This is a genomic window from Haloferax sp. AS1 (assembly GCF_014530665.1).
Classification (GTDB): Archaea; Halobacteriota; Halobacteria; order Halobacteriales; family Haloferacaceae; genus Haloferax; species Haloferax volcanii.
The window spans coordinates 2,500,738-2,523,063 of sequence record NZ_SPSA01000001.1; the positions used below are offsets into that span (position 1 = coordinate 2,500,738).

The following is a 22,326-nucleotide window of genomic DNA, read 5'->3' on the forward strand; positions in this document are numbered from 1 at the left end:
GTCTGCAACAGTTCGGCCGCGTCGGAGGTGGGTAGTCATCTATGCTCTGCGGCCGCGGTTTCGACACCGGTGAGTGACGCGCTCACCCGAGGTGCGTCTCGAACCAGTCGGCGGCGAGGTCGGCCACCGCGTCCAGTTCGCCCGGTCCCTCGAACAGATGGCCCGCGCCGGCGACGACCTCCAGCGACTTCTCGCAGTCGAGTTCCGCGAACGCGTCGCGGTTCAGCCTCAACACCGGCTCGTCGGCACCGCCGACGACGAACAGCGTCGGGGCGGTCACGTCACCGAGCCGCGACTCCGCGAGGTCGACGCGCCCGCCGCGAGAGACGACCGCGCCCGCGTCGTCACCGAGGTCGGCCGCCGCGAGGAGCGCCGCCGCCGCGCCGGTGCTCGACCCGAAGTAGCCGCAGTCGAGGTCGGCGGTGTCGTCGCGGCCGCGGAGCCACTCGGTCGCGCCGAGCAGTCGCTCCCTCAGAAGCGGGATGTCGAACCGCGTCTCGTACTGCTCGTCTTCCGCCTCTGTGAGCAGGTCGAAAAGCAGCGTCCCGACCTCGCGGTCGCGGATGACCTCGGCGACGAAGTTGTTCCGCGGGCTCTTCCGACTGCTCCCGCTGCCGTGGGCGAACACCACGAGCCCCGACGCGCCGTCCGGAATCCGAAGGTCACCCTCCAGCACCGCGTCGCCGACGGCTATCGAGACGAGATTCGGCGTCGTGTCGCTCATACGATACGATACGTCGGACTGCGGCTTAGGCCTGTCTCGACCCGTCGATTCGCGTGAATTCGCAGTCCGCTCGTTCTGATGGTCATGAATTACACAATTAATGTTAATAGTTCTACGGGAGTACACCCGAACGCCAACCATGGTGAGTGTTACCGACCTACGGACGATGTACGAGCAGATGGTGACCGCTCGGCACTACGAGGAGCGACTGGTGGACGAGTACCTCGTCGGGAAACAGCCGGCGTTCGACATCTCGGCGGGGCCGATACCCGGCGAACTGCATCTCGCGGCCGGCCACGAGGCGTCCGGGGCGGGCGTGTGTATCCACCTCCGCGACGACGACACGGTGACCGCGCCGCACCGACCGCACCACATCGCCATCGCAAAGGGCGTCGACCTCAAGCGCATGACGGCCGAGATTTTCGGGCGGAAGACGGGGCTGTGCCGCGGGAAGGGCGGTCACATGCACCTGTTCGACCCCGACGTGAACTTCGCGTGTTCGGGCATCATCGCGCAGGGCTGTCCGCCGGCGGTCGGCGCGGCGATGGCCGCAAAAAAGCGGAACACGGACGCCGTGGCCGTCGCCTTCCTCGGCGAGGGCGCTATCGATCAGGGCGGCTTCCTCGAATCGCTGAACCTCGCGGCGGTCCACGACCTCCCGGTCGTCTTCGTCGTCGAGGACAACGACTGGGCCATCAGCATGCCGAAAGACCGCGTGACCGACGTACAGAACGGCGCACAGCGCGCCGACGGCTTCGACCTGCCGGGCGTCCGCGTCGACTCCGACGACGCGATGGCGGTGTACGAGGCCGCGGGCGAGGCCGTGATGCGCGCCCGCGACGGCAATGGGCCGACGCTCATCGAGGTACAGGTCCACCGCCGGATGGGCCACTTCATGGGCGACGCGGAGGGCTATCGCCCCGAGGCCGACATCGACCGCGCGAAACAGCGCGACTCCATCGAGCGACTCGCCGCGGACCTCCGCTCGCACGGCGTGACCGACGACGACATCGACGAGATGCGGGAGCGCGCCCACGAGCGGGTCGAGGCGGCGATTTCGTGGGCGAAAGAACAGCCCGAGCCCGAGCCGGCGGAGGCGTACGAGAACGTGTTCACGAACCCGCCGGCGCAGGCGGCGACAGACGGCGGGGCCGCGGCAGACGCGCCGGGCGACGCCGGCGAGACGGGAGGTGACAACTGATGGCGACCGAATCACGAGACTACACGGAGGCGACCGAGACGGACCGCGAACTGACCATGAGTCGGGCGATGGTCGAGGCCATCGCGTGGGAGATGCGCGAGAACGACGACGTGTTCTACATGGGCGAGGACGTGGCCGACTACGGCGGCATCTTCTCCAGTACGACCGGCCTCTTGGACGAGTTCGGCCGCGACCGCGTGATGGACGTGCCCATCAGCGAGACGGCCTACCTCGGCGCGGCCGTCGGGGCCGCACAGGCCGGGATGCGCCCGATTGCCGAACTGATGTTCGTCGACTTCTTCGGCGTCGCCATGGACCAGATATACAACAACATGGCGAAGAACACCTACATGAGCGGCGGCTCGTTCTCCGTGCCGATGGTGCTGACCACGGCCGTCGGCGGCACCTACAACGACGCCGGCCAGCACTCCCAGACGCTCTACGGGACCTTCGCCCACCTGCCGGGGATGAAAGTCGTCGTCCCCTCGACGGCCTACGACGCCAAGGGGTTGATGCACACCGCCATCCGCGACGACGACCCGGTCGTCTACATGTTCCACAAGCGTCTCATGGGTCTCGGCTGGATGCCGTCGCCCTCGGGGCCGAAGACCGGCGTCCCCGAGGAGGACTACGCGATTCCGTTCGGCGAGGCCGACGTGAAGCGCCCCGGCGACGACGTGACCGTCGTCACCCTCGGCCTGCACGTCCACCGGGCGATGGAGGCCGCGGAACAGCTCGACGACGACGGCATCGACGCCGAGGTCATCGACCTCCGGACGCTCGTCCCCCTCGACACCGACACGGTGCTCGACTCGGTCCGCAAGACCGGGAAGCTCCTCGTCGTCGACGAGGACTACCGGTCGTTCGGCGTGACGGGCGAGATAATCGCGCGGGCCGCCGAGGGCGCGCTGGACGACCTCTCGGCGGTCAAGCGGCTGGCCATCCCCGACGTGCCGATTCCCTACGCCCGCCCGCTGGAAGACGAGGTCAACCCCGGCACCGACGACATCGCGGCGGCCGTCCGCGAACTCCACGAATGAGACGAGCGCCCGAAGCAGACGGAGACGGAATCGAGGCCGGAAGCGGAAGCGAAGACAGAGACGGAGGCGGACGATGAGCGACGCCCTCGACGTGAACTCGGCGGACTCGTGGCCCGACGACGCCGACGACGTGGCCGAGGGCTACCTCGCCAACTGGTTCGTCCACGAGGGGTCTGCGGTCGACGAGGGCGAGACGCTCTGCGAGATACAGGTCGAGAAGGTGAGCATCGACGTGACCGCGCCGACCGCGGGGACGGTCACGGAGATACTCGTCGCCGAGGGTGGCGACTTCGACCGCGGCGACGTGCTCGCGCGGGTGCAACCGAGCGCCTGAATCGGGCTTTTTTCTTCAGTCGTCGCCGGCGCGGTACGCCGCGCCGAGCGCCCGGTCCATCAGCTCTCGGTGGGCCTCGCGGACCGGTTCGCCGTCACCGGGTCGGCGCTGTTCGTACCGGCCGTCGCTGTCCATCACCCAGCGCCGGCGGTTGTCCGACAGGAGCGCGTCGAGGACGGCGTCGAGTTCGGCGCGGTGCTCGGGGTCTTCGACGGGCGCGACGGCCTCGACCCGGCGGTCGAGGTTGCGGGTCATCCAGTCGGCGGAGCCGACGTAGTAGTCCGGCTCGCCCCCGTTCTCGAAGTAGAAGATACGCGAGTGTTCGAGGAACCGGCCGACGACGCTCGACACCGAGACGTGCTCCGAGAGCCCCTCGATGCCGGGTCTGAGCCGACAGATACCGCGGACCACGAGGTCGATGTCGACGCCGGCCATCGACGCCTCGTACAGTTCGCGGACCATCGCGGGGTCTTCGAGCGCGTTCATCTTGGCGACGATGCGGGCGTCGCGGCCGGCGCGGGCGTGGTCGGCCTCCCGGCGGACGAGCCGGGTCATCTCCTCGCGGAGGTTCGTCGGCGCGACCAGCAGTTTCCGGTACGTCTCCTGCCGCGAGTGGCCGGTGAAGAAGTTGAACAGGCGAACGAGGTCGTGGCCGATGTCGGGGTCGGCGGTGAACAGCCCGAGGTCGGTGTAGAGCTTCGCGGTCTGGGAGTGGTAGTTGCCGGTGGCGACGTGGGAGTACAGTCGCACCTCGTCGCCCTCCTCGCGGACGACGAGCGCGGTCTTCGTGTGCGTCTTCAGCCCGATAGTGCCGTAAGCGACGTGGATGCCTTCCTCTTCGAGGCGACGGACCCACCGGAGGTTGTTCTCCTCGTCGAACCGCGCTTTGAGTTCGACCATCACCGCGACCTGCTTGCCGTTCTTGGCGGCCTCGATGAGCGTCTCGATGACCTCGGAATCGGGCGCGGTCCGGTAGATGGTGGCTTTGATGGCCAGCACGTCGGGGTCGGCCGCGGCCGCCGCGAGGAACGTCCCCACCGTGCCCGTAAACGAGTGGTACGGGTGGTGGACGAGCACGTCCTTCCGGGCGATTTCGGCGAACACCGAGTCGGGGTCGTCGGCGGAGCGGCCGGCGAACCGCGGGTGGGGCTGGGGCGTCCACGGCGCGACTTCGAGTTCCGGCCGGTCGAGGTCGAAAAGCGACGCGAGCGCGCCGTAGTCCAGCGGCAGGTCGCGCTCGAACACCTCGCGGTCGTCCACGCCGAGCTGTTCTGCGAGCAGGTCGCGGACGGCCTCGGGCGCGCCCGACTGGACCTCCAAGCGGACCACCGTGGCGAATCGGCGCTGGCGGAGCACGTCCTCTATCGTGGCGATGAGCCCCTCTGCGACCTCCTCGTTGCGGCGGACCTCGGCGTTCCGCGTCACCCTGAACGCGGAGGTGTCGACGACCTCGACGTTCGGGAACAGCAGGTCGATGTTGCGCTCGATGACGGCCACGAGCGGGACGAACCTGACGGGTCCCGCGGGGCCGTCGTCGTCCGCCCTCCCTCCCGCGTCGCCGACGCGCTCGTCCACGTTGACGAGTCGCGGGCGGTTGCCGGGGACTTTGACCCGCGAGAACTTCGTCGGCTCCTCCGGGCCCTCGGTCGTGCGGACCGCGAGCGACAGCGAGAGGTTCGAGATGAACGGGAACGGATGGGCCGGCTCGAACGTCAGGGGCGTCAGCGTCGGCAGGACCGACGCCTCGAAGTAGTCGCGGAGGGCCGCCCGCTCGTCGGGCGCGAGGTCGTCGTAGCCGACGATGTCGATGCCGGCGTCGGTGAGCGCGGGGCGGACGAGGTCGTGGAAGCAGGCGGACTGTCGGTCGAGCAGGTCGCGGGCGCGGTCGAGGACGAGCGACCACTGCTGGCTCGGCGTCCGGCCGTCGGGCGAGAGTTCGCTCACGCCGGCGGCCATCTGCTGTTTCAGCCCGCCGACGCGCTTCATGAAGAACTCGTCGAGGTTCGAGGTGAGAATCGAGAGGAACTTGACGCGCTCGAAAAGCGGGTTGCGGTCGTCTATCGCCTCGTGGAGGACGCGCTCGTGGAAGGCGAGTTCGCTGAGTTCGCGGTTGAGATACAGCGCGGGGTCTGCGAGGTCGGCGTCGGCCGGCTCCGGCGCGTCTCCGTCGCGCTCGCGGGCGCGGACCGGCGCGGTCGACTGACCGGCGTGTCGGCCCTGCGAGTCGCCGCCGCGAGGCTCGTCGTCGGACATATGCTGAGAGAAGATGGTTCGGCGGCGGCCTTTAGTTCGCCGCCTCCGTCGTCGCCGCCACCGTCGCCTCGGGGGCTCAGACCAGCGCGGGCTGGCGGGGTTCGAGAATCTTCGAGTCCTTGCGGGACTCGTGGGTGACCTCGGAGTCGACGGCGACGAGTTCGTCGGCGTGGAGGTCGTAGGCCGTCAGCGCGCCGCCGTAGACCGCGCCCGTGTCGAGGCCCATCGCGTGCTCGAAGACGGCGGGGTGGGCCATCACGGTGTGGCCGAAGAAGACGCGCTGTGGCCCCTCGTAGTACTCGAACCAGAACGGGCCGTCGTAGCTGTCGCCGGGGTTCATCGCTCGGGTGTTTTCGAGTTCGTCGACGCTGTGTTCGGAAAGCGGCTTTTCGGGGTGGACGCCGCCGTGGACGACGATGGCGTCCTCCCACGTGATGGCGACCGGGAGGTTCGAAATCCATTCGAGGTCGTCGTCGGTCAGCGCGTCTAGCTCCTTCGTGCCGCGGATGAGCTTTTCTTCGTTGTTGCCGCGGACGGTCAGGAAGTTGTCGCGCTCGCGGACGTAGTCCACGACGCCCTTGCTGTCGGGGCCCTTCCGCACGAGGTCGCCGACGAAGACGACGAGGTCGTCCTCGGAGGGGTCGAGCCGGTCGACGAGGCGTTCGAGCGCCGGCAGACAGCCGTGTACGTCGCCGACGACGTACACGTCGTCCCAGTCGTCGATGTCGACTCGAAGGTGGTGCTCGGCGACGTCGGGGTGGAAGGACGGAACACTCATTGGAAACGTTCTCTCCTCTGCCTGAAGACGGCTACCTAAGAAAGGGTTGCTAGTTTCGGACTGTTGTGCTATATAGACATGGCTGTGAGTCTCACGCACGCCGCGCGAGCCGCCGGCGACGACCCGCCCTCTGTCGCCGGCCATCCCGCAATCGCTTTCCGGCGCGGCCGCGAAGTCGCGGCCATGAGCATCGGACCCCTCGACGACGAGACGGTCGAGAAGTATCGAGAGGCAGGGGAGGTCCTCCGCACGGTGTTGGACGAGTCGGCCGAGATGGTCGAACCCGGCGTCACCCACCTCGAAGTCGCCGAACACGCCGAAGCGCGCATCCGCGAACTCGCAGACGGCTGTGCGTTCCCGGTCAACATCAGTATCAACGAGGAGGCGTCGCACGCCAGCCCCGGCCGCGACGACGACACCGTGTTCGGCGAGGACATGGTCTGTCTGGACGTCGGCGTCCACGTCGACGGCTACATCGCAGACTCCGCGGTGACAGTCGACCTCTCGGGCAACGACGAACTCGTCGAGTCCGCCGAGGAGGCGCTCGACGCCGCCCTCGACATGGTCGAAGCGGGCGCGCACACCGGGAAAATCGGCGCGGAAATCGAGGACGTGATTCGCGGCTACGGCTACACGCCCGTCCTCAACCTCTCGGGCCACGGCGTCGAGCAGTGGGACGCCCACACCGACCCGACCATCCCGAACCGCGGCGCAGAGCGCGGCGTCGAACTCGAAGTCGGTGACGTGGTCGCCATCGAACCGTTCGCCACCGACGGCACGGGCAAGGTCACCGAGGGGTCGAAAAACGAGATTTACAGCCTCGTCAACGACCGCTCGGTCCGCGACCGCATGTCGCGCAAACTGCTCGACGAGGTGCGCGAGGAGTACAAACTGCTCCCCTTCGCGGCCCGCTGGTTCGAGGGCGGTCGCTCAGAGATGGCGATTCGCCGGCTCGAACAGCAGGGTATCCTCCGCGGCTACCCCGTGCTGAAAGAGGAAGACGGCGCGATGGTCGGGCAGGCCGAAGACACCATCATCGTCACCGAAGACGGCTACGAGAACCTCACGCGATAGTCGGACGGAACCGGGGTCGGAGCCAGCACCGACCGCCCCGAGACCGAAACGGCTTGCCCGTCCGGGTCCATTGAGCCGCCATGGACCAACTGTTCGCCCCGTGGCGCATCGACTGGGTCGCCCGCGACGACGACCAAGACGCCGACGCCGACGACCCGGACGACGACGACCGCTGTCCCTTCTGTGCGCTCCCCGAGCGCGACGACGACAGAGAGAGCAAAATCGTCGCCCGCTCGCCGCACTCGTTCGTCCTCCTGAACAACTACCCCTACGCGCCGGGGCACGTCATGGTCATCCCGCACCGCCACACCGGCGAGTTCGCCGCCCTCTCGGACGCGGAACTCCTCGACCACGCCCGGCTCAAATCGAAGACGCTCGCCGCGTTGGACGCCGCCTTCGACCCCGACGGCTGTAACGCGGGCGAGAACCTCGGCGGCTCGGCCGCCGGCGGCTCCATCGACGACCACCTCCACACCCACGTCGTCCCGCGGTGGAACGGCGACACCAACTTCATGCCGGTCATCTCCGACACGAAAGTGCTCGTGCAGGCCCTCGACGACTCCTACGACCAGCTTCACGAAGCGTTCGCCGGCCTCGACGGGGCACTCGTCGACGGCGACGACGACGCGGTTCGCTTCGAATTAGACTGACTCTAAAACTCACGTCGAGTGCATCTAATAGCCCGCTCCGGCCCGAAGCGCATTTGAACCCCTCTCCCGAAAGCCACGGTAATGGAGCGGAAACGGGCCATCCGTCGGGTCGGATTCGTCGTCCTCGCGGCGAACGTGCTTCTCGTCGCCGGGAAGGCCGGCGTGTGGTGGACGACCGGGAGCCTGGCCCTCGGGTCCGAGGCGGTCAACAGCCTCGCGGACGCGGTTTACAGCACCATCATCCTCGGCGGCCTCTATCTGACGACGAAGCCGCCGGACTGGGAACACCCCCACGGCCACGAGCGTATCGAGCCGTTCATCTCGCTTTTCGTCGCGGTCGGCATCTTCGCCGCCGGCGGGGCGATTCTCTGGCAGAGCACGTCCAGCATCCTCGCGGGGACTTACGGCGGAGACGCGGGGACGCTCGGCGTCGTCGTCCTCGTCGTCGCGGCGGCGGCCAAGTACGTCCTCTACCGCTACTGCTACTCGGTCGGCCGCGAGCAGAACTCGCCGGCGCTCGTCGCCGCCGGCGTCGACAACCGAAACGACATCCTCACCGCCGGCGCGGCGCTCGTCGGCGTGGTCGGCGGGCAGTTCGGCTACCCCATCTTGGACCCGCTGGCCGCCATGGTCGTCTCCATCGGCATCGTCTACACCGGCTACGAAATCGTCCGCGACAACGTGAACTACCTCGTCGGGGCCGCCCCGCCGGAGTATCTCCGGGCGCTCATCGTCCAGACCGCCCTGTCGCACCCCGACGTGTACGGCGCACACGACGTGGTCGCCCACTACGTCGGCCCCGAAATCGACGTGAGCCTCCACATCGAGGTCGAAGGCGACATGACGATTGCCGAGGCTCACGACATCGAGACGTGGGTCGTGCAGGCGATTCGGAACATCGACGAGGTCGACGACGTGTTCGTCCACATCGACCCGAAGGAACTCGGGGAGTGGAAGGAAGACGACGAGACGGAGCGCTACACCATGTTCTCGCCCGACGGCGGCGACGACCGCTGACGGCCACTAACTGCCACTAACGGACGCTGACGACCGCTGACGGCCACTAACTGCCACTAACGGATGCTGACGACCGCTGGGGGTTCAAAGCAGCTTCTGGACTTCCAGCCGTAGCTCCCCGAGATACGGCACGTGGAACTGGCCTTTCGCCCGCACCCAGTCGGGTCGGACGGGCGGGGCGATGCCCCGCGCCTGGTCGTAGTAGTCGTTGTCGTCGCCGCGGGTGACGTAGCCGGCGTGCGGCGCGGGGCAGTACAGGAGTTCCGCACAGGAGTCCGCGTCGTCGACGTAAGACGCGTTGGCCCGGTCGTACCAGTTCTCTCCGTCCTCGACCCAGAAGACCGCGCGGTGGATGATGGGCGAGCCGTCGCGCGACGGCGTGTCGTAGACGACGACATCGCCCGGGCCGTCGAGCCGGCCGTAGCCCTCGCTCGCGTTGGCCGTGACCACGCCGTAGTCGTCGGCCGCGGGGCCGCCGTAGCGACCCTCCGCGGTCACGACGACGAGGTCGCCGCGTTCGAGAGTCGGTTGCATGCTCCCGCTCTCGACGGCGACCATCGGGGGCCACACGCCGCTCACCGCGAACAGCACCGCGCCGACCGCGACGACGACCGCGACCGTCGAGAGCGCGTCTCTGGCGAACGCTCGGGCCTCCGATTGACTGTCGTCGGACACGGGTGCTGTCAGCCGTCGCGTCGCTATCAATCTTGTTGCCGGCGTCGGCGTGAGAGAAACCGTTAGGGCCGGGTGGCGCGACGGTCGAGTCGTGAACGACGACTACCACCTCGTCCCCGAGTTTCCCGCCCCCGAGACGTACGTTTCCCTCCGCGACGCCGCGGGGATGCCTCCCCGGTCTCTCGCGGCCGCCGAGCGCGGCGTTCCGAACACGATTTTCGGCGTGCGCGTCGTCTTCGAGGGGGCGACCGGCGACGAGATAGTCGGTATGGGTCGGCTCGTCGGCGACGGCGGTACCGTCTTTCAGGTCGTCGACGTAGCGGTCCACCCCGACCATCAGGGCCGTGGGCTCGGCACCCGCGTGATGGACGCGCTCGTGGACTACCTCGACCACGAGGCCCCGCCGTCGGCGTTCGTGAATCTCCTCGCCGACGTGGACGGCTACTACGAGCGCTGGGGGTTCGAACCGACCGCGCCGGCGTCGAAAGGGATGTTTCTCCGAGTGGGCGAGGGCGGCGTCCGCGGGCGCGACGAGAACTGAGAACCGAGCGGAGTGTGAATCGGCGGGGCGACGCGTCTTCGGCGCGCAACCGCCCGCTCAGGCGGCGGTGGGCTCCCGCGGTTCGGGCTGTGCCTCGACCGGTTCGGCGAAGGCGTAGACGGTCTGGTGGGCGGTCACCGTCACGCGGGCGAAGTCGCCGGGTTCGAGGCCGTGTTCGGTGGCGTTCTGGACGATTATCTGGCGGTAGGCCTCGTCGCGGCATTTCACGGAGTCGCCGGTACCCTCCTCGACGACGAGCACGTCGCGCTCCGTGCCGACCATCTCGTCGTACGCGGCGGCGACGATGTCCATCTTCGCCTCGGACATCTCCTTGGAACGCTCCTTCTTGAGCGTCCCGCCGAGGCCCTTCAGGTCGGCGGCGTCGGTGCCGGGGCGCTTCGAGAAGCGCGTGACGTTGACCTTCTCGGGGCGAACCTCGCGGAGCAGCTCCATCGACCGCTCGTGGTCCGCGTCGGTCTCGGTCGGGTAGCCGACGATGAAGTCGGTCGAGAGCGTCCAGTAGTCGAGTTCGCGGTCGAACGTCTCGACGATTTCTCTGAACTTGTCGACGCGGTGCTGGCGGCGCATGTGTTCGAGCACCTCGTCGGAGCCCGACTGCACGGGCGCGTGGATGAAGTTGTAGAGCTTGTCGTGTCGGGCGAACACCGCGGCGAGTTCCTCGCGGATGCCGTGGACGCCGCCGGGGTTGGCCATGCCGACGCGGACGCGGAACTCGCCGTCGATTTCGGTGCAGATGCGGTCCAGTAGCTCGGGGAGCTTCCGGTCGCCGTTGTCCCAGCCGTAGACGCCGGTGTCCTGGCCCGTGATGCGGAGTTCCTTCGCGCCGGCGTGGACGAGCGCCCGCGCCTTCTCGACGTTCTCCTCGACCGACGGGGAATCGACCCGGCCGGTGGCGAACTTCGTGATGCAGTACGAGCAGTTCGACATACAGCCGCGGGCGATGGGCAGGATGCCGACGACGCCGTCCAAGACGGGTTCGACGCCGGGGCCGGGGGTCGGACACTCGCCGTTGGTGACGGCGGCCGGCACGTCGTCCCAGTGGAGAATCTGGGCGTCGATGCCCTCCTCACGGAAGTCGTTGCCCTGCGCGAGCGCCATACAGCCCGTGATGATGAGGTCCGCCGTCTCCGCCGCCAGCTCTTTGGCCCGACGGAGCATGTTCCGCTCCGTCTTCTCCACGACCGTACAGGTGTTCATGATGGCGACATCGGCCTCCTCGGGCCCGTCGACGCGGTAGTGGCCGGCGTCGCGGAGCGCGCTCTCGATGGCGCGGCTCTCGCCGCGGTTCGAGGTGCAGCCGTATGTCTCGATGTGGTATCGGGCCATTCGGTTATCCCACGTACCGGGTCAGCGGGCAAAAACGCCGCGGTCTCCCCCGAGACTGCCGGCGTCCGCGACCCGTGATAGCGCCTCTCGGGGGTCGTCTGCGCGCTCCCTCCTGAGCGTCATCGCCGCATCCACAGTCTTCCCTCCGCTTTTTCCGCCTCTCACCTCCCGCTTCCCACTCGCACCCTCGCCACCGCGCCCGGCGAAAAAGTACTTGTCACTGTGCTATGACGTTTCGGTCGATGCGTTCCCGCAGGACACCACCCGATTCGCCCTCCGCCAGCGACTCGGCCGGGACCGACGACCCGGCTTCGGCCGGCGCTCGGGAGTCGGCTTCGGCCGCCACCGGCACCAGCACCCGCCGCGGCGTGCTTCGCCTGCTCGGAGCGGGCGCGGTCGCCGGGGTCGCCGGATGCCTGGGCGGCGACGAGGGACAGACTGACGACGACTTCCCCGAGGGCGTCCGCTTCGAAGACGGCTGGCGGACCTACGCCCACGACGACGCGAACACCGCGTTCCTCCGCGACGGAACGGCCATCTCCGAGCCGACTATCGAGTACGAACCCGACTTCGGGATGGGCTCGACCGAGCCAGTCGCCGCCGACGGGGTGGCTTACACGCCCAGCGACCCGATACGGGCGCTCGACCCGGCCGCCGGCGAGGAGTTGTGGACCGCACAGGGCGAGGAGTGGACCGCGCCGGTCGTCCTCGACGGAATCGCCTACTCGCTCGGTGTGACGGTCCACGGCCCGAACCGACTCGCGCTCTACCGCGCCCGGACCGGTCGGCTGTTCCGAACTATCGAACTCCCCGGCCGCCCGCGGACGCCGCCGGCGTTCTCCAACGACCGCGAGACGCTGTTTCTCGGCCTCGACGACGAGCGCGTCTGCGCGGTCGATATCGACGCCGCCGAGGTCAAATGGACGCGGTCGCTGTTCGGCGCGGTCCGGCGACCCCTCGCGGTCAACCTCCACTCGATTTTCGTGGTCACCGAGGGCCAGCGGCTCTACTGCCTCGGAACTGACGGACGTGCCCGCTGGCAGGCTCCGACCGAGACGGTCGAAACCGTCGCGCCGGTCGTCGGCGACGAGCGGGTGTACCTCGCCGGTTGGGACCGCATCGCCGCGCTCGAACGGCGCAGCGGCGACGTGGTCTGGGAGGACGACCGCGGCGTCCACGAACGCCTCGCGTTCGACGGCGAGCGCCTCTACGCCGTCCGCGGGTCGCTCCGGGCGCTCGACAGCGCGACCGGCGAGGAGCGGTGGCGCTACGACCCCGAAGAGACCGTCTCCGCCGCGAGCGTCGTCGGCGACACGGTCTACGTCGGCACGGGACGCGGCGACCTCGTCGCCCTGAACCGAACCGGCGACGGTGGCCTGTTCGGTGACCGCGAGCGCTGGTCGATTTCGCTCGGTCGTAACGTCGGCCACTCGCTGGCCGCGACCGACCGCCGGGTGCTCTGCCCGCTCGTCCGCGACGACGGCCTGCCGAGCATAACTGTCGTCGCCGACGCCGACGCCGACGAGTCGAGCGCGGGAACGACCGCGGACGCCGGCGGGTCGGAGTCGTGACGAACCCCGACGCGAGACTATCGAGACGGGCGTTCCTCGGGACTCTCGGAACCGGCGCAGCCGTCGGTCTCGCGGGCTGTGTCGGCGGCGATGAGGGCTCCACGGGCGACGGGCGGACCGACTGGCAACATCCGTACTTCTCCCCCGAAGGGACGGGCTACAACCCCCGTGCGACCGGCCCGGCGTCGAAGCCGAGCGAGTCGTGGGGCATCGAGGTGAACGGCCTCGAACTGGCGCGCCCGGTCGTGTTCGACGAGACGGTGTATCTCGCGACCAGCGAGCGCCTCCGGGCGTTTTCGGCCGCCGATGGCACCGAGCTGTGGTCGGTCGAAAGCGACACTCAGAGCGTCTTTCGCTCGTCTGTGACGGTCGGTTCGGAGCGCGTCTACGTCGGCCATTCCGGGGCCAGAACCGGCGTGCTCGCGTACACCCACGACGGCGAAGAAGCGTGGCACGCGCCGACCGAGTCGAGCGTCTGGGCTCCGGTCGTCCGACCCGAACCGGACCGCGACTGTCTCTACACCGCTGACACCGCGGGGAACCTCTACCGCGTCCGCGCCAGCGACGGGAGCGTCGAGTGGCGCGAGGAGGTGTTCGGCCCGGTTCGGTCCCTCGCGGCCCGGAACGACACCGTCGTCGCCGGCACGGAGGGCGGCGAGGTGGTCACGTTCCGCGACGAGGGCGTCAAGCGCGGCCTGACCGGAACGTGGCGAACCAAACTCCCCGGCGGCGTGCAGGCGCTCGCAGTCGCCGGGTCGGGCGACGTGTTCGCGGGCTTCTTCGGCGCGGGCGTCGCCCGACTCAGCGGCGGCCTCCGCGCCGGTGCGGTGGCCTGGCACCAAGAAGACCCCTCGCCCCACGGCTCGCTCGTCGTCGGCCCCCGGCGAATCTTTTCGACCGACGGGGCCGGCCTCGACGCCTTCGACAAACGTTCCGGCTCCCCCTCGTGGGCGGCCGGCGACGATTTCTTTGCCCCGCCGGCGGGTGCCGGCGACACCGTCTTCGTCTCGGATACGAGCGACGACGGCGGCGTCGTCGCCTACGACACGGGGGGCGGCGTCGGCCTCGACGACATTCGCGTCGGGGGCGTCCGCTGGCGCTACGACCTCGCGGGGCGCGCCTTGACCGGTCCGACGCCGGCGGGCGACGCGCTGTTCGTCGTCGAATCCGGCGGCGACGACGGACCACGGCGACTCGTCGCGTTGCGGGCCGGGTAACAGAGCGATTCGGGGGCGCTCGACAGGGTCGTCTCGGGAGACCGCGACCCTCAGATGAGCCCCAGTATCCACCGCGTGACCTCGGAGGTCGCGAAGAAGGCACCTTCCACCCGGGAGAGAACCCTCCCGGTCCAGAGCGCGGCGACTATGAGGAGAGTGACCGCGACGAGCCACGCGAACGTCCCGAGCGCCGAGGCGCTCACCGCGAGCGGGCGAGCGACCGCCGCGACGCCGACGATACCCGTGATGTTGAGGATGTTGCTCCCGACGACGTTGCCCACCGAGACGCCGAGACTCCCCCGTCGGAGCGCGACGAGCGAGACGGCGAACTCCGGCGTCGACGTCCCCGCCGCGACGATTGTGCCGCCGATGACCCACTCGGAGACGCCGGCCCCGCGGGCCAGCTCCGAGGCGGCGAGCACCATGTAGTCGCCGCTCACAACCACCAGCGCCAACCCGCCCGCGAGGAACACGGCGTCCCGCCCGGGGAAGTCGATTCGGTCGGTTATCGGGCGGGTCACGCCGCCGTCTCCGAGCGACTGGTCGGCCGATTGCTCAGTTGCTCCATCGGCCTCAGTCTGGGTGCCACGGAGCAGGTACGCCGTGTAGGCGACGAACGCCGCGACTAAGAGCGCGCCTTCGAGCCTCGTCACCCGGAGGTCGAACAGAACCAGTCCGCCGAGGAGCGTGCTCGCCAGCAGGGCGACGCCGTCGCGGGAGACGAGCGACTCCGCGACCGGAATCACCCGGAACAGCGAGATGACGCCCAACACGAACGCCACGTTGTAGATGTTCGAGCCGAGGACGTTGGCGACCGCGATGTCGCCCAACCCCTTGTACGCGGCGTCGACCGCGACCGAGAGCTCCGGCGTCGAGGTCCCGATTGCGACGATTGTCAGCCCGATGGTGAGCTCCGAGAGGCCGAACCGCCGAGCCGACCGAACGGCGGCGTCGACCAACAGCCGCGCGCCGACCCAGAGCCCGAGCACTGACACGAGAATGACGCCGATTTGAACGACGGGTCCGCCTCTGAGCATGGTACTGAGTTCCCGGGAGTCGGATAATCAATGTTGGGCGCGCGGCGTTCACAATCTATCGACGACCGCGAGACCGCGAGACCGCGAGACCGCCGACCTACTCCTCGGGCGCGCCGGAGACGATGTCGACGCCCGACGACGCGCCGATGCGCTCCGCGCCGGCTTCGAACATGGCGACCGCCTCGTCGTAGGAGCCGACGCCGCCGGAGGCCTTGACGGGCAGGTACTCGGCCATGAGCGCCACGTCCTCGACGGTCGCGCCGCCGTCGGCGAAGCCGGTGGAGGTCTTGACGAAAGCGGCGTCGGCCTCGGCGGCCGCCTCGCAGGCGCGGTGTTTCTCTGCCTCGGTGAGAAGCGCCGTCTCGATGATGACTTTCACGGGAACCGGGACGGCGGCGACGACCTCCGAGATGTCCTCGGTCACGAGTTCGTCGTCGCCGGCTTTGAGCCGACCGACGTTGATGACCATGTCCAGTTCGTCCGCGCCGGCCTGCCACGCGTCGACGGCCTCCTCGCGCTTGGCCGTCGTCGTGTGCTGACCGTGGGGGAAGCCGACGACCGTCGCCAGCAACACGTCCGGGGCGTACTCGCTCGCTTCGGCGACGTAGCACGGCGGGATGCAGGCGTTCATCCCCCACTCGGCGGCGGCGTCGAGGACGGCCTCCACGTCGGCCATCGTCGTCTCGGGTCCGAGGACCGTGTGGTCGATGCGGGCGGCGAGGTCGGCTCGGTTCATACCCTGTCGAGGCGACCCGAGGCTAAAGAACGTAAGGCTTTCACGCCGCCCCGCCGCGCCTCCTGCATGGCCATCCTCCCCGAGGGGTTCGCGCTCCCGCCGCTCCCCTACCTCGTCGCCCTCGTCGCGGGACTCGTCGGCGTCGGCGTCGGACTGACTCGAACGCGCCCGACGGTCACGCCCGCGCACGTCCTCGCGCTCGTCCCGTGGATGGTGTCGGGGTCGGCGCTCCACGTGCTCTACGTCGTCGGCGCGCTCCCGCCCGCGGTCGAACCGCTCGCCGGCACGCCCGCGGTCTATCTCTCCGTGGCCGTCGTCGCCGGCGCGACGTGGCTCGCGCTCGACGCGACCGACCTCGTTTCGCCGCCGACGCTCGCGGCTCCCGGTCTGCTCGTCGCCGCCGGCCTCGCCGGCTTCGCGCTCTTCGCCGGCCTCGCCGCCGGGACGCTCTCGGTCGCCTGGCCCGGTCTCGCCCTCGTCGCCGCGCTCGTCGTCACCCCGCTGACGTGGCGGGTCGTGACGCGACTCGCGCCCGAGGCGGCCGCCGCGGGGTCGCTCGGCCTCCTCGCACTCTTCGGGCACGCCCTCGACGCGCTGTCGACCGCCGTCGGCGTCGACGTGCTCGGCTTCGGCGAGCGGACGCCGCTGTCGCGCGTCATCCTCGACGCCGCCGCGGCGCTCCCGACCGCGGAGGTCATCGGCGTCGGCTGGCTGTTCGTCCTCGTGAAACTCGCCGTCGCCGGCTTCGTGGTCGCCCTCCTCGCCGACTACGTCCGCGAGGACCCGACCGAGGGGTCGCTCCTGTTGGGCCTCGTCGCCGCCGTCGGCCTCGGCCCCGGCGTCCACAACCTCCTGTTGTTCGCCATCGCCGGCTGAGGCCGCGACCCTGTTTGGGCCGCCCGCCTACCGGCCTCCGCATGCCCGCTGTTGCGCCGCGCTCCGTAGTCGCCCGACCCGGGAGAGTTATCCCACCGGCGACCCGACCTACGCGGACGCATGTCCCGTGTCATCTGCGCCGGCCACGTCAACTGGGACGTCACCCTCCGCGTGGACGCCCTGCCGGAGCCCGACGGCGAGGCGACCGTCGAGTCGCGGGTCGGCGCGGGCGGCGGCAGCGCCGCCAACGTCGCCAGCGGCCTCGTCGGCCTCGACGTGCCCGCCGCGCTCCTCGGGAGCGTCGGCGACGACGAACACGGCCACGCCGCCGTCGCCGAACTCGCCTCGAAGGGCGTCGACTGCCGCCACGTCGTCAGCGTCGACGGCGGCCCGACCACGGTCAAGTACATCGTCGTCGACGCCGCGGGCGAGGTGTTCGTCCTCGGGTCGCCCGGCGTCAACGAGGCGTTCGAGGCGACCGACCTCCCGACCGACCCGCTCGCGGCCGCCGACCACCTCCACCTGACGAGCCAGTCGCCCGAGACGGCCGCGACGCTCGCCAGACGGGCCCACGAGGTCGAGACGACCGTCAGCTTCGACCCCGGGCGGCGCGTCGGCGACCGGGGCTACGCCGACGCGCTCCGCGAGGTGGACTACGTCTTTCTCAACGACCGCGAGGCCGCCACCGCGCTCGGTGAAGCGGCGGTTCAGCGCGGACGAGACGCCGCCGCAGACCCCGTCTCAGACGTGGCCGAGGCGCTCGCGCAGACGACGCTCGTCCTCAAACACGGCCCGCGCGGCGCGGAGGTCAGAGACGGCGACGACCGACACGTCCACCCGGGCTACCCTATCGACGCGGTTGACACGACCGGCGCGGGCGACGCCTTCGCCTCGGGCTTCATCGCGGCCCGCCTCGACGGGGCGACCTACGAGCGGGCGCTGGCGGTCGCCAACGCCTGCGGCGCGCTCACCGCGGCCGAACCGGGCGCGCGGACGCAACTCAGTTGGCGGCGGCTGGACGACCTTGTCGAGGGCTGAGCCGCCGCGTCCACGCCGCTCGGCTCCGACCCAACCAGTTTTATCCTCACCAGCCATTCGTCGGTACGATGTTCGACCACCTCCCGGCCGCTGTCGCCGCCCTCGACGCCGTGTCGAGCCTCGGCGCAGTCGCCGGGCGACTGCTTCTCGGCGCGGTCGTCGGCGCCGCGGCCGCCGTCGTGATGGCCATCCCGATGTGGCGGCAGGACGACGGCTTCACCCCCGCGTACGTCGCCGCGGCGGTCGTCCGCCGAACGACGCCCGACGAGGTGAGCTTCGGCGACGCGAACGTCGCCCACCACGCCGCTGGCGCGCTCGCCGGCGTCCTCTACGCGGTCGTCTACCTCGTCACCGACGCCGTCGCGCCGGACCTCGGCGTCGCCGGCATCGGCATCGACCTCCCCTCGCACCTCGTCGCGACCGCGGTCGTCGTGGCGTTCATCTACGTCGCGTTCGCCCGGTTCATCTTCCCCCGCGCCGGCCGGCGCATCTACGAGGAGCGCGCGACGGCGGTCCGCGGGCAGTGGCTCCGCTCCTCGCTCGTGTTCGGGGCGACGCTACTGGTCCTCGCGCCGGCGATTTTCACCGGGTTCGCGTGACGGCGGCTCGGTCGGAAGCCCGGCCGACGGACCGCGGGTCCGTGCCCCCCGGTCGAACCGCGTCGTTTTTGCCCGCGACCCGAGTGGGTCGGTACATGGCGAAACAGCCCCACCTCCTCGTCGAAGAAGGCGACGTGAACGACATCGCGCTCATCCCGGGCGACCCCGGGCGCGTCGACCGCATCGCAAAGCAGTGCGAGAACGTCGAGGAAGTCGCGCAGAACCGCGAGTACAAGGTCGTCAACGCCGAGTACGAGGGCGTCCCGCTCACCATCTCCTCGACCGGCATCGGCTGCCCGTCGGCCGCCATCGCCATCGAGGAACTCGCCCGCGTCGGCGTGGAGACGTTCATCCGCGTCGGCACCATCGGCGCGCTGCAAGCGGACATCGAAGTCGGTGATATGATCGTCGCCACGGGCGCGGCCAAGGAGGAAGGAACCTCGAAGCGCTACGAGTCCGAGGTGTACCCGGCCGTCCCCGACTACGACGTGCTCACCTCGCTCGTCGACTCGGCCGAAGCCAACGACGAGGACGTCCACGTCGGCCCCATCGTCTCCGACGACGCGTTCTACAACGAGTCCGACGAGTACGTCGAAGACTGGAACGACGCCGGCCTGCTCGCCATCGAGATGGAGGCCGCGACGGTGTTCTCGCTCGCCCGCCGTCGGGGGCTCCGCGCCGGCGCTATCTGCACGGTCGACGGCAACCTCGTCGCCGGCACGCAGAAGGGAGCCGACTCGGACGAGGAACTCCCCGAGAAGGCGAAGAACAACGTCGAGCGCGCCATCTCCATCTCGCTCGACGCCGTTGCCGACCTCGCGTAGACGACAGCCGTGGACCCTCGCCATCTCGCGGCCCGCGCGGTCGCACGCGTCGGCGCGCTCCGCGACCGGATTCGCCGGATAGAGCGGCGCGAGATGGTGGCGTTCGGCCGCTGGATAGAGAACACGAACAACCTGCTGCATCTCTCGATTCTCCTCATCATCCCCGTGCTCATCGCGGTGGTGACGCTCATCTCCAACTCGGTCAGCACGCTGTCGTTCCTGCTGTTCCCGCCGCTCGCGTCCGGGTCGTACACGCTGTTTTCCGACCCCGAGGGGCGGTACGCCTCGCCCGTGAAGTTCGTCGTCGCCCTCACGGTCGGCGCGCTCTGCGGCCTCGTCGCGGTCGGCTTCACCGGCTGGGCGTACGGCCCGACCGGGACCGCGCTCGTCCACCCGTCGGCGGCGGCGCTCGCCATCTTCCTCGCGGGCGCGACGACGTGGGCGTTAGACGTGGAAGCGCCGTCCGCGTTTTCGACGGCGCTGTTGACGCTCGTCACGGGCAACGTGAACCCCGAGGAGTACGTGGTGAGCATCTTCTTCGCCAGCGTCGTCATCGCCATCGCATTCACCGTCTGGCGCGAGCAGTTCTACGAGCGCCGCGCGGAGTACCTCTACGGAACCGTCCGCGGCGACGACCACGTCCTCGTCCCGATGCGCGGCGAGACGGCGACCCAGACGGCCTTTTTCGCCGCCCGGCTCGCCACCGCCCACAGCGCCGGGAAAGTCGTCCTCCTCGACGTGCTCCCGGCGACGCCGGCCGACGAGAGCGACGCGACCCCGGACACCACGGCCGACGGCGAACTCGACGCCGACGCCGACGCGTCGGTCGAGCGCCTCGAATCCTGCGCCCACAACCTACGGACCCAGTTGGGCGTCCCCGTGGAAATCGCCGTCGCGCGCGGCGACCCGCTGACGGCGACCACCGAGGCCGCGGCGAACACCAACTCCGACCTCGTGGTGACGCCCTACGAGGAGGACCGCGGCCTGCTTTCGGACTACATCCGCGGCCTGTTCGGCGGCTCGTACGACACCGTGGCGTTTCGCTCGACCGGCGAGACCTACCGCTGGCGGCGCGTTCTCGTCCTCGTCGCGCGCCCCGGCGACGCCGCCCACGCGATGATAGACTTCGCGACGCGTCTCGCCGGGAAGACGGGGAGCGTGAGCGTCACGACGTGCATCTCCTCGGAGGTCGAACGCCGGCCCGCGGAGTCGAAGCTCGCCAATCTGGTCGAGACGGCCGACGGGAACATCGAGACGCGGGTCGCCCGCTCGGAGGTGACGGCGTTTATCGCCTCCAACGCCGCCTCCTACGACCTCGTGGTGCTCGGCTCCAGCGGCGACCGCTCGCCCGCCTCGCGGTTCATCTCGCCGCCGACGTTCGAGCGCATCCGCGAGATAGACTGCGACGTGGCGGTGTTCGACCGCGGGCACTGAGCGCCGAGAGAGAGCGACGCGGAGCAGCCGGCGTCGGAATCGGCTCGCGGTTGCGACCGGCGTCGCCGGGGTCGTCAGTTACGGTCGTCCGTTCCGGGGTCGTCTGCCTCGCCCGTTCCGGGGTCGTCCGCCTCGCCCGTTCCGTCTTCGGCCGGCTCGGTGGGCTGTTCGTCGAGCAGCCGTTCCTCGATGGTTTCGAGGCCGCTCCCGCCGACGGCGGACTCCGCGAGGAAGTGGCCGCCGAGCGCCGCGGGGCTGATGACGGTGTTGGCCCCGGCGCGGCGCAGTTTCCGCTCGTTTTCCCGCTGGGTCGCCGCCGCGACGATGTGCACGTCGGGGTTGAGCTGTCGCGCCGTGAGGATGGCCAGCGCGTCTTCGGCGTCGTTGTTCGTGGCGACGACGACCGAGCGGGCGGCGTCGACGCGGGTCCGCTGGAGCGCCTCCTCGTCGCTCGGGTCGTCGGTGACCACGTCGTAGCCGCGGTCGGTGAGGCGCTTGGCGCGCCCCTCGTCGGGCGTGACGATGACGACGCGGGCGCGGTCGCCGAGCTCTTCGAGAATCGGTTCGGTCAGTTCCCCGTAGCCGAGGACGAGGACGTGGTTCTCCAGGATGTCGAGTTGTGATTCGGTCATGCGTCCGAGTGCTTTGGTGAGTCGCGCTTCGATTGCGGGCGTGAGCAGGACACCGAGCGCCACGGCGAACGTCGCCACCGTGATGAGGAGCGCCGAGATGCCGAACAGCCTGGCGATGGCGGTCTGCGGGTAGATGTCGCCGTAGCCGACCGTGCTACCGGTGACGACGCCGAAATAAAACGCGTCGAACAGCGTGTCGATGCCGTTGAACTGCTCTCTGAGCGCCCACGCGCCGGCGGTCGTGTAGGTCTGTGCGCCCGCGATGGCGAGCAGCGCCGACAGCTGCGTCGCCGTCAGGTCGAGGTCGCGGTCGAACGCCCTGTGATTGAACACCAACAGCGCGAGGCTGATAAGCGAGAGGCCGACGAGCGGGGCCGCCCGCTCGGGCGACTGGATGAGCCCCTGCGCGGCGGTCACCGGGAGCAACACCGCGGTCGAGTACCACGCGGCGCGGTAGCGGCGGCGGAGCCCGAAGACGCTCGCGAGGAGCAGAAAGCCCGTCAGCGTCCCGGTGAAGCCGGCGGTGATGCGGACCGCGTCGGGGATGTAGGGTGCCAGCACGCCGCCGGCGACCGGGGAACTGATGTTGAGGATGCCGATGGCGACCGACAGGACGGCGGCGACGAACACCGTCCCGATGGTCGCGCGGGCACCGACCCACTCGCGTACCGAAGCCATGTCTCTCGCAGTTCTGGCGTCCGAGGCCAAAAGCGGTCGGGTATCGGCCC

Annotated in this window: 22 protein-coding genes; 14 read left to right on the forward strand and 8 right to left on the reverse strand. The window is 69.6% G+C overall.

Annotated elements, in window-relative coordinates; all coding sequences use genetic code 11:
• Positions 1-82: 82 nt before the first annotated feature.
• Entirely contained in the window at positions 83-724 is a 642-nt protein-coding gene (locus E4P24_RS13170) for a dienelactone hydrolase family protein (RefSeq protein WP_188148570.1), read from the reverse strand.
• Between the two features lie 166 nt (positions 725-890).
• On the opposite strand from E4P24_RS13170, the gene E4P24_RS13175 reads away from it, so the two are divergent.
• From E4P24_RS13175 to E4P24_RS13185, 3 genes are all read left to right on the forward strand, one after another.
• The gene (locus E4P24_RS13175; protein ID WP_188148681.1) at positions 891-1,925 is read left to right on the forward strand and encodes a thiamine pyrophosphate-dependent dehydrogenase E1 component subunit alpha; all 1,035 of its coding nucleotides are present in this window, start codon (positions 891-893) and stop codon (positions 1,923-1,925) included.
• A complete protein-coding gene (locus E4P24_RS13180) occupies positions 1,925-2,965 on the forward strand; it encodes an alpha-ketoacid dehydrogenase subunit beta (RefSeq protein WP_188148571.1) in 1,041 nt (346 codons plus the stop codon). Before E4P24_RS13175 ends, E4P24_RS13180 begins: the two co-directional genes overlap by 1 nt.
• Positions 2,966-3,038: 73 nt before the next feature.
• A complete protein-coding gene (locus E4P24_RS13185) occupies positions 3,039-3,299 on the forward strand; it encodes a lipoyl domain-containing protein (RefSeq protein ID WP_188148572.1) in 261 nt (86 codons plus the stop codon).
• Positions 3,300-3,314: 15 nt separating this feature from the next.
• Here the strand turns inward: E4P24_RS13185 and ppk1 are convergent, their stop codons facing one another.
• Positions 3,315-5,552, reverse strand: coding sequence for a polyphosphate kinase 1 (ppk1, locus tag E4P24_RS13190; protein ID WP_188148573.1), 2,238 nt, complete (start codon positions 5,550-5,552; stop codon positions 3,315-3,317).
• A gap of 76 nt (positions 5,553-5,628) precedes the next feature.
• Entirely contained in the window at positions 5,629-6,330 is a 702-nt protein-coding gene (locus E4P24_RS13195) for a metallophosphoesterase family protein (protein WP_115802863.1), read from the reverse strand.
• Between the two features lie 183 nt (positions 6,331-6,513).
• On the opposite strand from E4P24_RS13195, the gene map reads away from it, so the two are divergent.
• The 3 genes from map (at position 6,514) to E4P24_RS13210 (ending at position 9,071) form a co-directional block, all read left to right on the forward strand.
• Entirely contained in the window at positions 6,514-7,404 is an 891-nt protein-coding gene (map, locus tag E4P24_RS13200; protein WP_013035297.1) for a type II methionyl aminopeptidase, read from the forward strand.
• Positions 7,405-7,484: 80 nt separating this feature from the next.
• Positions 7,485-8,054, forward strand: a complete 570-nt coding sequence (locus E4P24_RS13205) for an HIT domain-containing protein (protein ID WP_115861815.1) — start codon at positions 7,485-7,487, stop codon at positions 8,052-8,054.
• Positions 8,055-8,135: 81 nt separating this feature from the next.
• On the forward strand, positions 8,136-9,071 hold the full coding sequence (locus E4P24_RS13210) for a cation diffusion facilitator family transporter (protein ID WP_004042686.1): 936 nt from the start codon (positions 8,136-8,138) through the stop codon (positions 9,069-9,071).
• A gap of 84 nt (positions 9,072-9,155) precedes the next feature.
• Here the strand turns inward: E4P24_RS13210 and E4P24_RS13215 are convergent, their stop codons facing one another.
• Entirely contained in the window at positions 9,156-9,746 is a 591-nt protein-coding gene (locus E4P24_RS13215; protein ID WP_188148574.1) for a S26 family signal peptidase, read from the reverse strand.
• A gap of 91 nt (positions 9,747-9,837) precedes the next feature.
• On the opposite strand from E4P24_RS13215, the gene E4P24_RS13220 reads away from it, so the two are divergent.
• Positions 9,838-10,287 (forward strand): GNAT family N-acetyltransferase, encoded by a 450-nt coding sequence (locus E4P24_RS13220; RefSeq protein ID WP_115861813.1) that lies wholly within the window; start codon positions 9,838-9,840, stop codon positions 10,285-10,287.
• A gap of 57 nt (positions 10,288-10,344) precedes the next feature.
• Here the strand turns inward: E4P24_RS13220 and E4P24_RS13225 are convergent, their stop codons facing one another.
• Positions 10,345-11,634, reverse strand: a complete 1,290-nt coding sequence (locus E4P24_RS13225) for a tRNA (N(6)-L-threonylcarbamoyladenosine(37)-C(2))-methylthiotransferase (protein WP_188148575.1) — start codon at positions 11,632-11,634, stop codon at positions 10,345-10,347.
• A gap of 368 nt (positions 11,635-12,002) precedes the next feature.
• Between E4P24_RS13225 and E4P24_RS13230 the strand changes: the two genes are divergently transcribed.
• Together E4P24_RS13230 and E4P24_RS13235 are read left to right on the forward strand one after the other, a co-directional pair.
• Complete coding sequence (locus tag E4P24_RS13230) at positions 12,003-13,205, forward strand: PQQ-like beta-propeller repeat protein (protein ID WP_188148682.1); 1,203 nt, start codon at positions 12,003-12,005, stop codon at positions 13,203-13,205.
• Complete coding sequence (locus E4P24_RS13235) at positions 13,202-14,422, forward strand: PQQ-binding-like beta-propeller repeat protein (protein WP_115802861.1); 1,221 nt, start codon at positions 13,202-13,204, stop codon at positions 14,420-14,422. Before E4P24_RS13230 ends, E4P24_RS13235 begins: the two co-directional genes overlap by 4 nt.
• Positions 14,423-14,472: 50 nt before the next feature.
• Here E4P24_RS13235 and E4P24_RS13240 read toward each other — a convergent pair whose 3' ends face one another.
• A complete protein-coding gene (locus E4P24_RS13240; RefSeq protein ID WP_115861807.1) occupies positions 14,473-15,459 on the reverse strand; it encodes a calcium/sodium antiporter in 987 nt (328 codons plus the stop codon).
• 97 nt (positions 15,460-15,556) lie between these two features.
• Positions 15,557-16,195, reverse strand: coding sequence for a deoxyribose-phosphate aldolase (deoC, locus tag E4P24_RS13245; protein WP_115802859.1), 639 nt, complete (start codon positions 16,193-16,195; stop codon positions 15,557-15,559).
• Positions 16,196-16,261: 66 nt separating this feature from the next.
• Between deoC and E4P24_RS13250 the strand changes: the two genes are divergently transcribed.
• The 5 genes from E4P24_RS13250 to E4P24_RS13270 all read left to right on the forward strand — a co-directional run bounded on the left by E4P24_RS13250 (position 16,262) and on the right by E4P24_RS13270 (position 20,966).
• Entirely contained in the window at positions 16,262-17,071 is an 810-nt protein-coding gene (locus tag E4P24_RS13250; RefSeq protein ID WP_188148576.1) for a DUF63 family protein, read from the forward strand.
• Between the two features lie 120 nt (positions 17,072-17,191).
• Positions 17,192-18,109: a carbohydrate kinase family protein gene (locus E4P24_RS13255; RefSeq protein WP_004062370.1), complete on the forward strand. Its 918-nt coding sequence runs from the start codon at positions 17,192-17,194 to the stop codon at positions 18,107-18,109.
• A 68-nt stretch (positions 18,110-18,177) separates the two neighbouring features.
• A complete protein-coding gene (locus tag E4P24_RS13260; protein WP_115802857.1) occupies positions 18,178-18,708 on the forward strand; it encodes a hypothetical protein in 531 nt (176 codons plus the stop codon).
• Positions 18,709-18,803: 95 nt separating this feature from the next.
• Complete coding sequence (locus E4P24_RS13265) at positions 18,804-19,532, forward strand: nucleoside phosphorylase (RefSeq protein ID WP_004042710.1); 729 nt, start codon at positions 18,804-18,806, stop codon at positions 19,530-19,532.
• Between the two features lie 9 nt (positions 19,533-19,541).
• The gene (locus E4P24_RS13270) at positions 19,542-20,966 is read left to right on the forward strand and encodes a universal stress protein (protein WP_188148577.1); all 1,425 of its coding nucleotides are present in this window, start codon (positions 19,542-19,544) and stop codon (positions 20,964-20,966) included.
• A gap of 74 nt (positions 20,967-21,040) precedes the next feature.
• Here the strand turns inward: E4P24_RS13270 and E4P24_RS13275 are convergent, their stop codons facing one another.
• A complete protein-coding gene (locus tag E4P24_RS13275; RefSeq protein WP_004062367.1) occupies positions 21,041-22,276 on the reverse strand; it encodes an NAD-binding protein in 1,236 nt (411 codons plus the stop codon).
• Positions 22,277-22,326 lie beyond the last annotated feature (50 nt).

What these genes read in the sequence shown, in the direction of transcription:
- deoC (WP_115802859.1), bottom strand. Translation starts at nt 16,195, where the DNA reads ATGAACCGAGCCGACCTCGCCGCCCGCATCGACCACACGGTCCTCGGA.
- E4P24_RS13185 (WP_188148572.1), top strand. Translation starts at nt 3,039, where the DNA reads ATGAGCGACGCCCTCGACGTGAACTCGGCGGACTCGTGGCCCGACGAC.
- ppk1 (WP_188148573.1), bottom strand. Translation starts at nt 5,552, where the DNA reads ATGTCCGACGACGAGCCTCGCGGCGGCGACTCGCAGGGCCGACACGCC.
- E4P24_RS13250 (WP_188148576.1), top strand. Translation starts at nt 16,262, where the DNA reads ATGGCCATCCTCCCCGAGGGGTTCGCGCTCCCGCCGCTCCCCTACCTC.
- E4P24_RS13210 (WP_004042686.1), top strand. Translation starts at nt 8,136, where the DNA reads ATGGAGCGGAAACGGGCCATCCGTCGGGTCGGATTCGTCGTCCTCGCG.
- E4P24_RS13205 (WP_115861815.1), top strand. Translation starts at nt 7,485, where the DNA reads ATGGACCAACTGTTCGCCCCGTGGCGCATCGACTGGGTCGCCCGCGAC.
- E4P24_RS13195 (WP_115802863.1), bottom strand. Translation starts at nt 6,330, where the DNA reads ATGAGTGTTCCGTCCTTCCACCCCGACGTCGCCGAGCACCACCTTCGA.
- E4P24_RS13180 (WP_188148571.1), top strand. Translation starts at nt 1,925, where the DNA reads ATGGCGACCGAATCACGAGACTACACGGAGGCGACCGAGACGGACCGC.
- E4P24_RS13260 (WP_115802857.1), top strand. Translation starts at nt 18,178, where the DNA reads ATGTTCGACCACCTCCCGGCCGCTGTCGCCGCCCTCGACGCCGTGTCG.
- E4P24_RS13265 (WP_004042710.1), top strand. Translation starts at nt 18,804, where the DNA reads ATGGCGAAACAGCCCCACCTCCTCGTCGAAGAAGGCGACGTGAACGAC.
- E4P24_RS13225 (WP_188148575.1), bottom strand. Translation starts at nt 11,634, where the DNA reads ATGGCCCGATACCACATCGAGACATACGGCTGCACCTCGAACCGCGGC.
- E4P24_RS13175 (WP_188148681.1), top strand. Translation starts at nt 891, where the DNA reads ATGTACGAGCAGATGGTGACCGCTCGGCACTACGAGGAGCGACTGGTG.
- E4P24_RS13275 (WP_004062367.1), bottom strand. Translation starts at nt 22,276, where the DNA reads ATGGCTTCGGTACGCGAGTGGGTCGGTGCCCGCGCGACCATCGGGACG.
- E4P24_RS13170 (WP_188148570.1), bottom strand. Translation starts at nt 724, where the DNA reads ATGAGCGACACGACGCCGAATCTCGTCTCGATAGCCGTCGGCGACGCG.
- E4P24_RS13240 (WP_115861807.1), bottom strand. Translation starts at nt 15,459, where the DNA reads ATGCTCAGAGGCGGACCCGTCGTTCAAATCGGCGTCATTCTCGTGTCA.
- E4P24_RS13255 (WP_004062370.1), top strand. Translation starts at nt 17,192, where the DNA reads ATGTCCCGTGTCATCTGCGCCGGCCACGTCAACTGGGACGTCACCCTC.
- map (WP_013035297.1), top strand. Translation starts at nt 6,514, where the DNA reads ATGAGCATCGGACCCCTCGACGACGAGACGGTCGAGAAGTATCGAGAG.